Origin of the sequence: Microcoleus sp. Pol1C5, from assembly GCF_036701115.1 — a bacterium.
In the GTDB taxonomy this organism is placed as follows: domain Bacteria; phylum Cyanobacteriota; class Cyanobacteriia; order Cyanobacteriales; family Microcoleaceae; genus Microcoleus.
In genome coordinates this window covers 1-14,862 of sequence record NZ_JAUBQE010000051.1, presented here as the reverse complement: position 1 = coordinate 14,862, position 14,862 = coordinate 1, and the positions used below count along the sequence as shown (strand labels likewise).

The following is a 14,862-nucleotide window of genomic DNA, read 5'->3' as shown; positions in this document are numbered from 1 at the left end:
TTTTTTTTAGGACAGGATTTGTCCTGCCTTTATTCCAGATATCCTTGATTTTTGGCAAAATTTCGCAAGCGGGGCAGACATTCTCTTTTATAAAAATTGGGGGCGGTTGACGGCGGCAAGTTAAATTCAAGAGCAATGTTTTTCCAGGGAGTCTCTGGGGGAAGACGCCTCAGAATTAAGGTTTGGCAAGTGACATCGGGGCGTTCTTTGATGTGAACGCTTCTCAATTCCCCCTCCGGATCTGCCCGCACCCATTTTTTTGTCTCTTCTAGGATGGCTAGCGGACTGTCAGAATAAGTCGGCGGGTTTTCGATATTATTGATCAGGTTAATTTCTGCTGAGTCTTCTGACATCAACGGTAAATCACGTCTAACTTTTTCCTGTGTTCGTTCGATAGTGAAGTCTTTCAGCCGCATCTTGAGATATTTGTCCAGCCAAGTAATGACGCTGCCCAGATTGCGATCGTAAGGTTTGTTTGCGGTGTTCGCTTCGCAAACATTGCGACAAAAATACACCCAAGTTTGCTGTAAAGCATCGTTGTAATGAGGCGTGTCTTCTTGCCAAAGTTTGCCGGATTTTACAATCAGCCTCACTATCTCGCTGAGTTTTTCCCGCCGCATCAAGCTTTTGGGCGGATGCGAACAGGCTTCAGCAACTAGCTGTTGCAGTTGTTGGTTTAAATTGTTTTCCTTACCGTTGGTGTCGGGCATCGGCGAGCGCCTCCTTAAGAGTCTCTGGATGAATGCTGGACACGGCATTTGCTGGTTTAAATTCCAAGATAGAATCCCTGATTTGATTAGTCCTGGACGCATTTCAAGGTAATTGTGTCATTGGCAAGTGAAATGAAGAATCTCAAACCCTTGCAACACCTCCCTTGAATGCGTAAGTCCTGTGGATGTTTGGCAGCCGAACAGGTGCTCTGTGCCAATCAGTTATCAGCATCGTGCGAGAAAATTTCGCGCAAATTAGGCAAAAATTTTAAAAATATTTAGTTGACAAATGCCAGCAAATGGGGTATTAAATCGATTTGAGATTGAACCCACGGATGCGTTCTCTGCCTCGTCTGCGGTTTAAATAATTCAGATCTGAGCGGAAACGATATCACCGATCGCCCGCATCTGCCCTAACATCCCCTACCTGTGCGTATTTCCCTGTATTCCCAATGGCCGACTTGCTTATTTGCCGAGAACTCATATACTTTGTCAAGTTAAGAAAATATTTTTTTGATTCATCCAGGAGCGAGAAAAAAAAATGTACATAGTACAAATTGCCTCGGAGTGCGCCCCCGTTATCAAAGCAGGAGGTTTGGGCGACGTAGTTTACGGCTTGAGCCGGGAGTTGCAGAATTCCGGCCACTGCGTCGAGATTATTCTACCGAAGTACGACTGCATGAGGTACGACCACATTTGGGGACTTCACGAAGCCTACCGCGATCTGGCTGTGCCCTGGTACGGCGGCGAAATCCTCTGTGATGTCTTGTGCGGCTGGGTGCACGGGCAGTTGTGTTTTTTCATCGAACCTCGCTCTCAAGATAACTTTTTTAATCGCGGCTGTTATTACGGCTGCAATGACGACAATATGCGGTTTGCATTTTTCAGCAAAGCCGCTTTGGAATTTTTGCTCAGAAGCAACAAGCGTCCCGATGTGATTCACTGTCACGATTGGCAAACTGGTTTGGTTCCAGTCCTGCTGTTTGAAATATACAAATACAATTGGATGGAATATCAGCGAGTCTGCTATACCATTCACAATTTCAAACATCAAGGCATGGGAGGTAGCGATATTTTGGAAGCAACGGGTTTGCACAGACCGGATTATTATTTTGATTACGATCGCCTCCGAGATAACTTTAACCCTTTTGCTATCAACTTTATGAAAGGTGGTATTGTTTACTCAAACTTTGTCACCACGGTTTCGCCACACCACGCTTGGGAAGCTCACCTCGGCGAGTTTGGCTACGGTTTGGGTCACACTTTGCACTTGTATCAAGAGAAGTTTCGCGGGGTGCTCAACGGCATTGATTATGATGTGTGGAATCCCGAAAGCGATCGCTACATTCCGCACCACTACACTAAGGATGATTTGGCAGGAAAAGCCAAAACTAAAAAAGCTTTGCGCGATCGGCTGTTCCTGCGCGATGCTGACAAGCCTATTATTACCTTTATCGGTCGTTTGGACGACCAAAAAGGCGTTCATCTCGTCCACCATGCAATTTATTACTCTCTGAGTAAGGGAGCGCAATTCGTGCTTTTGGGTTCCGCGACGGAAGCGGGAATTAACGCTCATTTCCAGCACGAAAAATACTTTTTAAATGACAATCCAGACTGCCATTTAGAACTAGGTTTTAATGAGGAACTGTCGCACTTAATTTATGCGGGTGGGGATATAATTGTGGTTCCCAGTAATTACGAACCCTGTGGACTGACTCAGATGATTGGGTTGAGGTACGGTACTGTTCCTGTGGTGCGGGGAGTTGGTGGTTTGGTGAATACTGTGTTCGATCGAGATTACGACACTCGCCACCTCCCGGAAGAACGCAACGGTTACGTGTTTTATCAAACCGACTACGCCGCTTTGGAGTCGGCGCTCGATCGGGCGCTCGGATTGTGGTATGACTATCATGATGAATTTGAAAAACTCATGCTTCAAGGCATGAATTGTGACAATTCGTGGAAATATCCTGCTAAAGACTATGTGGAAATTTACGAGCTAATTCGACACAAATAATCAGTAGGGCTAGCAGTGTGCAACTTACTAACTGTAGGGTGTACACTGCTAGCCCGCCTCTTGGTGGCTCTTGAGCCTGGTCGATAATTCGGGCAGTTGATACATGGCGGTGACCCGAATCGCTTGGGAGATGGCTCTTGCTTTTTTTTTGGAGTGCGAGGTTGTTTAAGGAATCTTTTTAAATTTACCCTAGGGGCTAAATCTAATAAAACCTCTGGAAGTTGTGGTCGGTCGCAATTAGTAAAAGCACTGTCTGACCTCAAACAGCAGACACTCATAAACTACGGGAGATAGGGCTTGGGAGTTTTTGGAGATATCTATTGCAAACAAGTGTTGTGATACCAAATCAGCAAAAATCTCTGTCATAAATACAGTCCTGGAGGCATCAAGAACTTCATCTGCAAATTTTTGACTGCATAATAGTTGCATGATTTTGATTTTTTTTGTGGGATGGGCTCTGTTCGCCCGAAGGCGTGTATTTTCACAGCAGACCGGACACCCTAGAATAATCATCCTCAAATTGAGCAACGCCAAATTGTTTACCTAATCTGCGGGCTATAACAAAGTCTTTTCGTAAAAAAAATTAGTAAAAAAATTGCCGGTTGAGCGAAGCCGAGACCGGATTTCTGACCAGCAGTGCGTCAGCCCTAAAATAGTTACGCTCTCGATCATCAAATAAGAATTACTTGCATTAATATAGTAAAGCAATGACTATAGATGGCTGTAGATACACCATCGTGTCAATTACCAGATGAAAAAATCTATTATTATAGAACAATGAGCATTTCTCGGCGTATTTTTCTTGCCAGCGGTACAGCAATGGCTGTCGTGGCACTGGGGGAACTAAGCAAAAAAGCCCCTGTCGCAGCCCAAACCGGCACTCTCAACCTTTATTCAGCACGTCACTACGACACTGATAATGAGTTGTACCAAAGCTTCACAAAAAAAACTGGGCTCAAGGTTAACCTCGTTGAAGCGGAGGCTGACCAACTAATTGAACGGATTAAAAGTGAAGGTGCAAATAGCCCTGCTGATGTTTTCATCACGGTGGATGGTGGCCGTTTGTGGCGGGCAAAACAAGCAGGTATTCTGCAACCTGTTTCTTCAACAGTCCTGACATCGGCAATTCCAGCAAGTTTGCGAGATCCTCAAGGTTTCTGGTTTGGTCTATCGCGCCGGGCACGGGTGATTGTTTATAACAAAAGCAAGGTGAACCCTGCCCAATTGTCAACTTATGAGGCGCTGACAGAACCTCGGTGGAAAGGCAAAGTTTTAGTGCGATCGTCCACTAATATCTATAATCAGTCTCTGGTTGGGGCTATGTTAGCCGCTCATGGAGCTCAAAAAACAGAAGCTTGGGCGCGAGGATTGGTGGCTAATTTTGCGCGTCCTCCAGAGGGAAATGATACAGCGCAAATCAAGGCGGTTGCTGATGGGGTAGGCGATATTGCCCTTGTTAATACCTATTATGTAGCTCGCTTAATGAAATCGAAAGATCCAGCAGAACAGGCGATCGCGGCGAAAGTAGGTGTATTTTTCCCGAACCAGCGCGATCGAGGTACTCACGTCAATATTTGTGGTGCCGGTGTAGTCAAAACCTCGCGTAACAAAGCAGGCGCGATCAAATTCTTGGAACACTTAGCCAGTCGCGAAGCGCAACAAATTTTTGCTAGGGGTAATTATGAATACCCTGTGATTTCAGGTGTGGCGATCGATCCTACGGTTGCCAGTTTTGGTACATTCAAATCTGACCCTCTCAACCCTGATGTGTTTGGGAAAAATAACCCCGAAGCTTTAAAGATTGCCGATCGGGCAGGATGGAAATAGAGGCTTTTTGAACAAAAAGTTACTCTTTGTGATTCGGCGGTTGAAACCGCCGAATCACATCAACTTTAATTTTTAATTTTACCATCAGGCATTATAGCGCCTTTCAGATTTGCCCCTTTCAGGTTTGCCCCAGTCAAATCAGCACTATTTAAGTCAGTTTCACTTAAATCGGCATTACTGAGATTGGCATTATTCAGTTTTGCCCCTCGCAAAAAAGCCCCCTTGAGATTTGCATTACTCAAATCAGCATTTGTGAGATCAGCAGAAAATAAACCTGCTTTTTCCAGAGAAGCACCTTTTAAATTTGCACCTTTGAGATTGACGCTATCGAGTAAGGCTTCATTAAGTTTGACCTTTTCTAGCACAGCACCTTCCAACTTAGCACCATTGAGATTAGCGCTTGTTAAATCAATGTCACTTAACTTGGTATCAGTCAGGTCACATCCTGGACATTGCTTAGTTTTTTGTAATGTTTCGAGGGGGCTTGCTGCCTGTTTTTGGCATCCAAACGTGACCAAAATAGTAAGTAGTAAGAAAGAGATTGTGCCAGTAGTGCGGGTAAACATTGGTGAAATTTTATTAATCATCTTGATTTGTAAAGGGATAATTTTAACCTTTAACTGTTAACCGTTAACTGTGTTGAAGACTTGCGCGATCGCGCAATTTTCCAACTCAATAAAATTACTGGTAACATCCCAACTAAAACAATTGCCAATGCCGGGCCAGAAGCTTCAGCCAATCGTTCATCTGAGGCAAGTTGATAAGTTCGCACCGCCAAAGTATCAAAGTTAAAAGGCCTAATAATTATAGTAGCAGGTAACTCTTTCATTACATCAACGAATACTAACATCATGGCAGTTAGTAAACCTCCGGTCATCATTGGTGTATGAACTGTAACTAAAGTTTGCATCGGACTATAACCCAAACTTCTCGCTGCATCATCTAAATTAGGCTTGATTTTGCTCAAACTTGACTCCACCGCATTTAAAGAAACAGCTAGGAAGCGAACTATATAGGCAAATACCAAAGCTGCGATCGTACCGCTTAACAACAAGCCTGTAGAAATCCCGAATTGCTGGCGCATCCAACTATCAAATAGATTGTCAAATTTTCCAATGGGAACCATAATCCCCACTGCAATGACAGAACCAGGTACAGCATAGCCCATTGCCGCAACTCTCGTTCCAAACTGCACTCCTAAATTAGGATATAACCGTAAGCCATAAGCCATAATCAAGGCAATAACTACTGCTAAAATTGCTGTCAGGGTGGCCAAAATTAAACTATGACGGGCAAAGATCCAAAAGCGTTCATCTAAAGTGAGTTGCCAGTTAGCTAAGGTCAACTTGACTAAAAGACCCGCTGGCAATAAAAAACCCAAAAATAGCGGAATCAAACAAGCAGTTACCGCTAAAATTTCCCTGATTCCTTTAAGTTGATAAGTTTGTAGTTGGCGATAGCGACTGCTAGCTTGATAATATTTAGTCCGACTGCGCGACCAGCGTTCTACTAAAATTAAACCCAAAACAAATAATAATAACAGGGCAGCTAATTGATTAGCTGCAATTCGTTCTCCCATGCCAAACCAAGTCCGATAAATACCTGTGGTGAATGTATCAACTCCAAAATACTGAACAGTGCCATAATCGTTGATAGTTTCCATCAAAGCCAGTGCTAAACCTGCAACAATTGCGGGTCTAGCCATTGGTAAGGCAACTGTAATAAAACTCCGCCAAGGACTACATCCGAGTATTCTACTAGCTTCTAGTGTACAAGTGGATTGCTCCAAAAAGGCAACTCTTGTTAATAGGTAGACATAGGGATATAAAACTAAGATTAGCATTAAGATTGCTCCTGGGAGCGATCGCACGTTAGGAAACCAATAGTCTCCATAACTCCAGCCAAAAATATAACGCAAAGCAGTTTGAACTGGACCGGAAAATTCTAAAAAGTCTGTATAAGTATATGCTAGGACATAAGCTGGGGCAGCTAAGGGTAACAGTAATGCCCATTCAAATACGCGACTCGCCCGAAAGCGACACATTGTTACTAACCATGCACATCCTACGCCAATCACGACAACACCAAAGCCTACGCCGATCATTAACAATAAAGAGTTGACGATATAACGGGTTAAAACTGTATCGGTTAAATGTTGCCATGTATCTTTAGCTTCAAAAAAGATACTGGATAAGACACTGATGACTGGTATGGCGATCGGCAATGCTAAAGCGATAACTGCAAGTGTCCACCCACTAGCGGATAAACTGCGTAAGGTCGATAGCCATTGGATTGTCCTGATTCCTGTTTGGTGTAGTGATTTTTGGGAATTTTTCATTTCTAGTAAAAAATCTAGCTTGCTAGTTTATCAGTAGATGTAAACATTTGTCAAGGCTTTCTGATAATTAATCTCACTAAACTGGTATATTGTAGAATAGTAAGTTGTTGATTATTTATAGCAATAATGGCTCGACCGATAATTCTGCATTTGGATGGTGTAACAAAACAGTATTCCCAAGCAGCATCACCTGCGGTGGCATCTGTCACCCTGACCTTACATCAAGGAGATATACTGGGGTTGTTGGGGCCATCGGGTTGTGGGAAAACAACGTTGCTGCGGTTAATTGCTGGTTTTGAACAGCTACAAGCAGGAACGATCGCTTTAGCAGGAAAAACTGTAGCAAGTGTTAATATGTCAGTCCCGCCGGAACAGCGAGACATTGGTATGGTATTTCAAGACTATGCACTCTTCCCCCATTTAACAGTCGCGAAAAATGTAGCTTTTGGCTTAACGCATCAAGGAAAAGAGTCAAAGCATAATATTCAGAAAGGTGTTACCGAAGCATTAGCGCTGGTGGGATTAGAAGGATTGGAAAACCGTTATCCCCATGAATTATCCGGGGGTCAGCAACAGCGAGTGGCGCTGGCCCGTGCTTTAGCCCCAAGACCTGCGATTATTTTACTAGATGAACCGTTGAGTAATTTAGATGTACAAGTACGGTTAAGATTGCGTCAGGAAGTCCGCGAGATTCTCAAAGCAACGGGAACCTCTGGTGTATTTGTCACCCACGATCGCGAAGAAGCACTTTCGATTTCAGATTGGGTAGCGGTGATGCGTCAAGGTCAAGTAGAACAGTTTGGCACTCCAGAGGAAGTTTATCAAGAACCAGCATCTCGATTTGTGGCGGAGTTTGTGACGCAAGCTAATTTTGTTTCTGCATCGCTAAAGCAGGATTTTTGGGAAACAGAAGTAGGTTGTTTTGCTGTTAAAGGAGATTCATTTGTAAAAGTTCCTTGTGATGCTTCTACCGAAGGAGAATTGATGATCCGGCAGGAAGATTTAAGTTTATTCTTAGATGAAAATTCGGCTGTTGTGATTTGCGATCGCCAATTTTTAGGCAGAGAAAATCGTTATTGTTTAAAAACTCCGTCTGGCGAAAAGTTATATGCACTTACAACCACAGGAAATGTTTTGCCCATTGGTTCTAAAGTTCGGTTATCTTGTGGTGACAATTCTCCCTTAGCTTTCTTTGTTGGTAAGCCTAAGCCATAGCTAATTGCTAATTGCTAATAGACATCTCCCAAAAATAATTTAAAACCGTTGCCATCTGTAGAAAAGGTTATTTGCAGCCACTCAACAGGAAGGTTACATTTCTAACCGACAGGTGAAATTCGATCGCCACCAACTCCTTCCCATCACTCGCCCTCTTTCCTTCTCCTCAAAAAATACAGCAACCACCAAGGCTCAATTCAGATCCGGATCGATCGCGAATATGCCGCCAACCCCGTCAGCAACAAATTCCCCTCGCTATCCCACCAGCCTAACCATTGCTGAGTATTATTTTGATCGCTGCCTTCCCATAGGCCCAATTGTACTCCTCTCCGTTCGATAAGCTACTGAAGGAAACAATATTACAAAATAAAAGCCTTTCATCCCCGGACTCAAGTCAGCGGGATGAAAAGCTTTGGCAGGTTTTGACCAGCCTTAAATCTTGTTGGTGTGACAGATTTAAGCTAATTTTATTCAAATGAAAGTCTATTAATTTTCGGACTTTTGTCCTTGCGATTCTCGCACAGCAAGTTCTGAATCCGGCTGATTGAGAGCCATTTCTAGAGATTTTGCAATCTCGACTGGCTCTAGAGTGCGCTTAGAAAATCCCCACACAAACATCAAGACTATACTGGAAACTAGCAGCCATTGGGGAGGAACTAAATCTGGATTAATTACTTTCACCAACAACCGCAGTCCCACGAACCCAACTGTGATGTAACCAGCACTTTCTAGGTGAACGAACTCATCCAGCCAGCGGATGAACAACCCGGCCATGAATCGCAGGGCAATAATTCCAATAGTAGCGCCTGTTACGACGATAAAAGTGTTATCAGAAACAGCGATCGCAGTAGTAACGCTATCCAATGAAAACGCTAAATCCGTAAAAGCAATCATGGGAATTGCTTGCCACACAGACGCAAATCTGGGCCCGTGATGTTCTCCTTCAGAATCTGTATCTGAAGTAAAATGTTGGAAAACCAGCCACAGCAGGTAGAGAGCACCCAGCAGTTCAAACTGCCAGTATTGGATCACCCAAGTAGCCGTTAAAATTAGTAAGATCCGCAGTACAAAAGCAATTATCAAACCCAAGTTGAGAGCATTTTGCTGTTGCTTGGCATCTTCTAAACCTTTAGAAATAGATGCCAGGGCGATCGCGTTGTCAGCCGAAAGTACAGCTTCCAAAGCCACCAAAACCAACAATAATAAAAAGCCGTCAACTCCAAAATTGGGTGAAGCGTCGAGAAATTGATCTAGCATTAACTATTTTGTGAACCTAAGATTGGCAAGGGTCGAGCGCAGCGCAAATTACCCGCTCTGTCTAAAATTAGTGTCACCTTCATTTAAATCTTAACCTAACGCGGTAATTCTGTGGGAGGCGATCGTCCGAACAACTTCCCAAGCAAGCAGTCCCAGGCAACAAGGAAAAATTCTCCCCCTGCAACACTCAAAAACTGCGCCACTGGGTCACTGGACCGCTGGGGCACTCCCCCCGGACGCACCATTTGTGTTGCAAGTTGTAACAAATGATTCCCAAAAGTGCCAATTTGTCTCAAATTGGTGAAAGCTCGTGCCCGCGAAAAGGAGTTTTGCGAATATGTCTTTAACAGATACCCAAGTCTACGTAGCGCTCGTAATTGCTTTGATTCCCGGAATCTTGGCTTTCCGGCTGTCAACTGAACTGTACAAATAGTTTCCAGACACCAGTTGCGAACCGCAAAACGCCTGCCTGACCAGTTAAATCTCTCGCATTACAGATACAGACAATTACTGCCGCAGTGCAGTAGATTGTTTGTGTTCAGCAAGACGAGACTGCAAGGGCAGGCATTTTTATGGGGAAATTCTGTCTTCACGCGTCACCTTTGTTTCAACAATTTTGGCTGTCAGCACCCTGACAAACAGCGGCGAGTGTGCGTTAAGCTCAGAATTTGCTCTTTTGAACTCTAAAACGTCAGTCTCAGGTATTTGAAAAAACATTATGCAAGCGATTCAACCCACCGTTACCCCACTGCGTCCTGTAAAAAAATCCCCTCGGGTTACTCATCGTCGCAGTAGCAGCCGTCAGCGTTCTTACCCTCACCAAACCCTCGCGGCCGAAACAGGCGTCAAGTTGGCAGTCAACATGGTACTTTCAGTCTGTGCCACTTCTGCTTTGGTTCAGCTTTGGCCTCACTACCGGGCGGTGCAAGAAAAATTGCACGAAATCCAAGCTGAAGTCAATCTTACCCAAGGGCGAGTAAATCAGTCGCGAGCCGACTTTAACCGCTACTTTGACCCTAGTCTTGCTAAAACTGTGATGCAAGAGCAAAGCAACCAAGCTGACCCGCAGCAGCGTCCGGTGATTTTGCAAGAAGCCGACGTACCCGACGCCGAGGAATCAACCCCGCAACCTTAAGGGAACAGCAGTTTTGGGTTTGGATATCACGTCCGATGTGCATCATTCTTGTATGTCATTGGTTCGCACAGCGAACAATGACAGATGAATCTGTCGGAACGTGATATCACTTTTGAGTAAAAGAGTTTTTAGGATGATTCTTGCCTGTCCGGGCGAACGAAACGCAGAGACAGACAGACCTGCGTATTGTCACCTGTTGGAATCTCAAAACTTCAAACTCCGGGTTATACTGACTTTGCCAGCACGGTTTTTTCTTTAAGTAGTTGCAGTGCAGCTTGATATTGCAAGTCTGCTTCGGTGCCAATCTGATCGCGCGCGATAGGTTCCAAAGGCACTACGCGATCGGGCGAAATCCCCAGCTTGTTAATATCTTTATGGTTAGGTGTTTCGTACTTAGCAACAGTCACGGCCAACCCGGAACCGTCAGACAAATCAAACAGCGACTGAATCAGTCCTTTGCCAAAAGTCTTTTCTCCTACCAGTTGAGCTCTGCCGTTATCTTGCAGCGCACCCGCCAAAATTTCGCTAGCACTGGCAGTTCCCTTGTTCACCAAAACAATCAGCGGATCGTTAGTTAGGGCTTGTCCAGAGGCTTCAAAACTGCCGAGAATGCCTTGTCTGTTGACTGTGTAGACGATCGTCCCGGAATCGAGCCACAGGCGGGCAATTTCAATCCCTGCTTGCAACAGTCCGCCCGGGTTGTTTCGCAGGTCGAGAATGTAGGCGGCGGCTCCTTGTTTTTCCAAGCGGTCGATCGCGTGAGCGACTTCCTCAGTGGCGTTAGCGCTGAATTGACTCAAGCGAATGTAGCCCACCGGCAAATTTTCCGATCCCGACTGCAATTGGGCGTAAACCGGATTCAGAGCAATGCGATCGCGCACTAGCTCAATTTCCTCAGCAACGTCCCTTCCCTCGCGCCCCAAGGTCAAGGTAACGGCAGTGCCGATGCGGCCGCGCATTCGAGTTGCTGCTTCGTCTAGGCTCAATTCTGAGGTAGGAGTGCCATTAATTTTCAGAATCCGATCTAGGGGTTGGATGCCAGCTTTATCGGCCGGTGAGCCGGCCAAAGGAGCCACCACTGTCAGGGTATTTGTCTGGGGGTCGATCGCAATTTGCAGCCCCACACCCGTCAATTCTCCCGAAGTGTTGACCTGCAAGCTGCGGTACTGTTCGGGTTTCAGCAGTCGAGTGAAGGGGTCGTCGAGTTTCGCCAGCATCCCCTGAATAGCCGTATAAGTCTGCTGTCTGTCGTTAAGCGGTTCCTTGACAGCTTTTTGGCGAACCGACCACCAGTTTTGAGAGTTGAAGCTGTCGTCTACATAAGAGCGGTTGACAATTCGCCAAGCTTCGCTCAATAGCTGCTGTTCAGGAGTCAGCGCCGCCGCAGGCTGCGTCCACCCGCCTAGAAATAGGACGACTTGGAAGAAAAGTACAATAGCAATCTGGAAAACTCGTCTGTGCATGATTTTTCTGTAAAAGATAGGCAAGTATTGCATCTCGTGTATTTTAAGTTTGTAGGCTTTTAAGCTTTTGGGCATTTAACTCTCCCCAAGGCATTCGGGATCAGTCAAAAGTCCGCCAACAAAAAATTAGTTAAATGTAACATTTAATCGCAAAATGAGTGAAGTTTTATCATTAATATTAAAATTAATGCCCCAGCGACCCGCCGGCAGGCTCGGACTTTAGTCTGTAGCTCTGCTCTTGGCTGTATGCCGGGTAGGGGCGGATGTTGAGCTTGCAGAACATGGTATTTGAGACTCGGCAAAAGCTTCGCTCGTGTGAAAATTGCACGGCAATTATGTTACATTTTTTATCACAGTCTGGAATTCGATCGGGCAACGCCAGCGAGTAGGGACAAGCCACCGCTTAGTTTCCCAGGGCTTGCAGGCGATCGCACAATAGAGTTCCTTTCGTCAGCTCCAAATTTAAAAAATAGCCTCAGGCATTTGCTAGTAAAAGCAAGCTGCTCGGCGCGGGGCGACAAAAAACCTTGTGGCTGCTGCCCTGAACCTCAACCACAGCAATATTCTTTTAGGAATTCTGGCTCCATGTTTTCTAAACAAATCACCGACTCAAAAACCTACCAGTGGTTTGAGGAACGCCTGGAAATTCAGGCGCTCGCCGATGACATCACTACAAAGTACGTACCCCCGCACGTCAATATTTTCTACTGCTTGGGGGGAATTACTTTAGTTTGCTTTCTGATCCAGTTTGCTACTGGCTTCGCCATGACTTTCTATTACCGTCCCACGGTAGCAGAAGCTTTTTCTTCAGTGCAATACCTGATGAATGAAGTCAACTTTGGCTGGCTGATCCGCTCCATCCACCGCTGGTCTGCCAGCATGATGGTACTGATGATGATTTTGCACACCTTCCGGGTTTACCTGACCGGCGGCTTCAAAAAGCCCCGCGAGTTAACCTGGGTGACAGGAGTAATCTTGGCAGTCATCACTGTTTCTTTCGGGGTGACCGGCTATTCGCTGCCTTGGGATCAAATCGGTTACTGGGCGGTTAAAATCGTTTCGGGCGTCCCCGAAGCCATCCCGTTTGTCGGCTCTTTGATGGTTGAACTGCTGCGTGGCGGTGTCAGCGTCGGTCAAGGCACTTTGACTCGCTACTACAGCTTGCACACTTTTGTGTTGCCTTGGCTGATTGTAGTATTCATGCTGGCTCACTTCTTGATGATTCGCAAGCAAGGTATCTCTGGCCCGTTGTAAGTTTTGAGTTGTGGGGGCGGTATTTTTTTGCCCCCCGCTGCATTTTGAGTGGAAAATTCAGAATTCATCACTCATGATATTTATTTACGGTCAATACTTCCTGCGATCGCGCCGCTGATGCAGACTAACGAATACAGCGGAATCCCAGGCCCGGGTAAAACTAAAAGGAGAACACTCTCACTATGTCTATTATCAAAAAACCAGATTTGAGCGATCCAGACCTCCGCGCTAAGCTCGCTAAGGGCATGGGTCACAACTATTACGGCGAACCAGCTTGGCCTAATGACTTGCTCTACGTTTTCCCTATAGTAATCATGGGAACGTTTGCTCTTTGCGTCGGTTTGGCTGTACTCGACCCGGCTTTGGTTGGAGAACCGGCTGATCCTTTTGCTACTCCGCTGGAAATTCTGCCGGAATGGTATTTGTGGCCTGTGTTCCAACTCCTGCGGGTTTTGCCTAACAAATTGTTGGGTATTGCTTGCATGGCTGCTGTTCCCATTGGCTTGATTTTGATTCCGTTCATCGAAAGCGTTAACAAGTTTCAAAATCCGTTCCGCCGCCCTGTTGCTACTACAGTTTTCCTGTTGGGAACTGCGGTAACTCTGTGGTTGGGTATTGGTGCTATTTTCCCGATCGACAAATCTTTCACACTGGGTCTTTTCTAAGATTTAAGTTTGCTTGATTATGACGCCTGCCGATTTCCTGTAAAGTGCTTTTGTACTGGTGGGAAACTTTAGCGGGCGTCATTTTATTTGAGATTTTAGATTTTAGAGTTGGGATTGGGGATTTTATATTTATGGCTTGCTGGATAAGTGCACAAAGGTTACACGGCCTGGTTATGCGATCGATCGTGCGATCGAGAAAAGTGTGCAAGATAAATAGGTAAAATAGTACAAAACCCTTGCATCACCCAGTGCGATCGTGTACAGAAAAGCTGAGCTTGCCTCAAGTCTCCCATCCGAGTTTGAACGGCCCTTTGAAGGAAGGTTGTCATCAGACAACCGTTGGATAAAAATGGCCGAACTAATTCCGTGGTCAGAGTTTTAAGCAGAATATGCTGAAAACTTCCCCGCAGAAAAGAGCTTAAGGGCCAAATCATTTCGGATGGCATTGGGAGCATTAATCATTAAAGAAAAACTGGGAATTAGCGATCGCCTCACAGTAGAACAGATCCGGGAAAACCCCTATTTACAATACTTTATTTGTCAATAAAGCTACAGTAACAAGTTACCCTTTGACCCATCTCTATTAGTTCATTTTCGGCAAATAATTAGTCCGAACTTGATTAATAAAGTCAACGAACGAATGGTTGAAAAAATTCGCCTCCTCACCCCAATTAAACCAGAAAAAACAAAGGATTCGAACGCCAAGAATGACTCACTTTATCGCGGTAAGTTGATCGTAGATGCTCCCTCGGCCCCAGCCGACATTAGTTATCCAACCGAGTTAGGAATATTAAACGAAGCCCGAGTTCATACAGAAAAAATCATAGACATCGTGTATAAACCAATCGAAGAAAAAACCCATAAAAAACCAATAACCTACCGTAATCTAGCAAGAAAAGACTACTTAGGGCTTGCTGAATAATTAGCTAAAAGGTTTATACAGCAAGGCTTAGGGGATAGGGCGATCGAACAGATCGTGCA

Annotated in this window: 12 protein-coding genes and 2 pseudogenes; 8 read left to right on the top strand and 6 right to left on the bottom strand. The window is 45.1% G+C overall.

Translation table 11 applies throughout. From position 1 onward, the window contains the following. Positions 1 to 29 precede the first annotated feature (29 nt). Positions 30 to 710: a sigma-70 family RNA polymerase sigma factor gene (locus tag QUA23_RS24185; protein ID WP_333074667.1), complete on the bottom strand. Its 681-nt coding sequence runs from the start codon at positions 708 to 710 to the stop codon at positions 30 to 32. 541 nt (positions 711 to 1,251) lie between these two features. On the opposite strand from QUA23_RS24185, the gene glgA reads away from it, so the two are divergent. Together glgA and QUA23_RS24175 are read left to right on the top strand one after the other, a co-directional pair. Further along, positions 1,252 to 2,727 carry a glycogen synthase GlgA gene (glgA, locus tag QUA23_RS24180; RefSeq protein ID WP_333074665.1) on the top strand — a complete coding sequence of 492 codons (1,476 nt, stop codon included), beginning with the start codon at positions 1,252 to 1,254 and terminating at the stop codon, positions 2,725 to 2,727. Positions 2,728 to 3,444: 717 nt separating this feature from the next. Beyond that, entirely contained in the window at positions 3,445 to 4,554 is a 1,110-nt protein-coding gene (locus tag QUA23_RS24175; protein ID WP_333074664.1) for a Fe(3+) ABC transporter substrate-binding protein, read from the top strand. 65 nt (positions 4,555 to 4,619) lie between these two features. Here QUA23_RS24175 and QUA23_RS24170 read toward each other — a convergent pair whose 3' ends face one another. Both QUA23_RS24170 and QUA23_RS24165 read right to left on the bottom strand, forming a co-directional pair. Then, entirely contained in the window at positions 4,620 to 5,141 is a 522-nt protein-coding gene (locus tag QUA23_RS24170) for a pentapeptide repeat-containing protein (protein ID WP_333074663.1), read from the bottom strand. A gap of 29 nt (positions 5,142 to 5,170) precedes the next feature. Beyond that, positions 5,171 to 6,892 carry an iron ABC transporter permease gene (locus QUA23_RS24165; protein WP_333074661.1) on the bottom strand — a complete coding sequence of 574 codons (1,722 nt, stop codon included), beginning with the start codon at positions 6,890 to 6,892 and terminating at the stop codon, positions 5,171 to 5,173. A 126-nt stretch (positions 6,893 to 7,018) separates the two neighbouring features. On the opposite strand from QUA23_RS24165, the gene QUA23_RS24160 reads away from it, so the two are divergent. Beyond that, positions 7,019 to 8,107, top strand: coding sequence for an ABC transporter ATP-binding protein (locus QUA23_RS24160; protein ID WP_333074659.1), 1,089 nt, complete (start codon positions 7,019 to 7,021; stop codon positions 8,105 to 8,107). A 230-nt stretch (positions 8,108 to 8,337) separates the two neighbouring features. Here the strand turns inward: QUA23_RS24160 and QUA23_RS24155 are convergent. Further along, a pseudogene (locus tag QUA23_RS24155) lies at positions 8,338 to 8,445 on the bottom strand (Uma2 family endonuclease); the annotation flags it as partial. A 148-nt stretch (positions 8,446 to 8,593) separates the two neighbouring features. Next, a complete protein-coding gene (locus QUA23_RS24150; protein ID WP_333074657.1) occupies positions 8,594 to 9,364 on the bottom strand; it encodes a TerC family protein in 771 nt (256 codons plus the stop codon). Between the two features lie 337 nt (positions 9,365 to 9,701). On the opposite strand from QUA23_RS24150, the gene psaM reads away from it, so the two are divergent. Together psaM and QUA23_RS24140 are read left to right on the top strand one after the other, a co-directional pair. After that, positions 9,702 to 9,797, top strand: a complete 96-nt coding sequence (psaM, locus tag QUA23_RS24145) for a photosystem I reaction center subunit XII (protein ID WP_015174804.1) — start codon at positions 9,702 to 9,704, stop codon at positions 9,795 to 9,797. Positions 9,798 to 10,082: 285 nt separating this feature from the next. Beyond that, complete coding sequence (locus QUA23_RS24140; protein ID WP_333074655.1) at positions 10,083 to 10,499, top strand: slr1601 family putative cell division protein; 417 nt, start codon at positions 10,083 to 10,085, stop codon at positions 10,497 to 10,499. A gap of 224 nt (positions 10,500 to 10,723) precedes the next feature. Here the strand turns inward: QUA23_RS24140 and ctpA are convergent, their stop codons facing one another. After that, complete coding sequence (gene ctpA / locus QUA23_RS24135) at positions 10,724 to 11,962, bottom strand: carboxyl-terminal processing protease CtpA (RefSeq protein WP_333074857.1); 1,239 nt, start codon at positions 11,960 to 11,962, stop codon at positions 10,724 to 10,726. A 585-nt stretch (positions 11,963 to 12,547) separates the two neighbouring features. Between ctpA and petB the strand changes: the two genes are divergently transcribed. From petB to QUA23_RS24120, 3 genes and pseudogenes are all read left to right on the top strand, one after another. After that, the gene (gene petB, locus QUA23_RS24130) at positions 12,548 to 13,216 is read left to right on the top strand and encodes a cytochrome b6 (RefSeq protein WP_172190423.1); all 669 of its coding nucleotides are present in this window, start codon (positions 12,548 to 12,550) and stop codon (positions 13,214 to 13,216) included. 182 nt (positions 13,217 to 13,398) lie between these two features. Further along, complete coding sequence (gene petD / locus QUA23_RS24125) at positions 13,399 to 13,881, top strand: cytochrome b6-f complex subunit IV (protein ID WP_333074653.1); 483 nt, start codon at positions 13,399 to 13,401, stop codon at positions 13,879 to 13,881. Between the two features lie 256 nt (positions 13,882 to 14,137). Beyond that, positions 14,138 to 14,800 (top strand): annotated as a pseudogene (locus tag QUA23_RS24120) (transposase); the annotation flags it as partial. Between the last annotated feature and the right edge of the window lie 62 nt (positions 14,801 to 14,862).

Coding starts and splice junctions, on each gene's coding strand:
- QUA23_RS24160 (WP_333074659.1), top strand. CDS start 7,019: ATGGCTCGACCGATAATTCTGCATTTGGATGGTGTAACAAAACAGTAT.
- QUA23_RS24165 (WP_333074661.1), bottom strand. CDS start 6,892: ATGAAAAATTCCCAAAAATCACTACACCAAACAGGAATCAGGACAATC.
- QUA23_RS24175 (WP_333074664.1), top strand. CDS start 3,445: ATGGCTGTAGATACACCATCGTGTCAATTACCAGATGAAAAAATCTAT.
- QUA23_RS24150 (WP_333074657.1), bottom strand. CDS start 9,364: ATGCTAGATCAATTTCTCGACGCTTCACCCAATTTTGGAGTTGACGGC.
- petD (WP_333074653.1), top strand. CDS start 13,399: ATGTCTATTATCAAAAAACCAGATTTGAGCGATCCAGACCTCCGCGCT.
- QUA23_RS24140 (WP_333074655.1), top strand. CDS start 10,083: ATGCAAGCGATTCAACCCACCGTTACCCCACTGCGTCCTGTAAAAAAA.
- psaM (WP_015174804.1), top strand. CDS start 9,702: ATGTCTTTAACAGATACCCAAGTCTACGTAGCGCTCGTAATTGCTTTG.
- QUA23_RS24185 (WP_333074667.1), bottom strand. CDS start 710: ATGCCCGACACCAACGGTAAGGAAAACAATTTAAACCAACAACTGCAA.
- ctpA (WP_333074857.1), bottom strand. CDS start 11,962: ATGCACAGACGAGTTTTCCAGATTGCTATTGTACTTTTCTTCCAAGTC.
- petB (WP_172190423.1), top strand. CDS start 12,548: ATGTTTTCTAAACAAATCACCGACTCAAAAACCTACCAGTGGTTTGAG.
- QUA23_RS24170 (WP_333074663.1), bottom strand. CDS start 5,141: ATGATTAATAAAATTTCACCAATGTTTACCCGCACTACTGGCACAATC.
- glgA (WP_333074665.1), top strand. CDS start 1,252: ATGTACATAGTACAAATTGCCTCGGAGTGCGCCCCCGTTATCAAAGCA.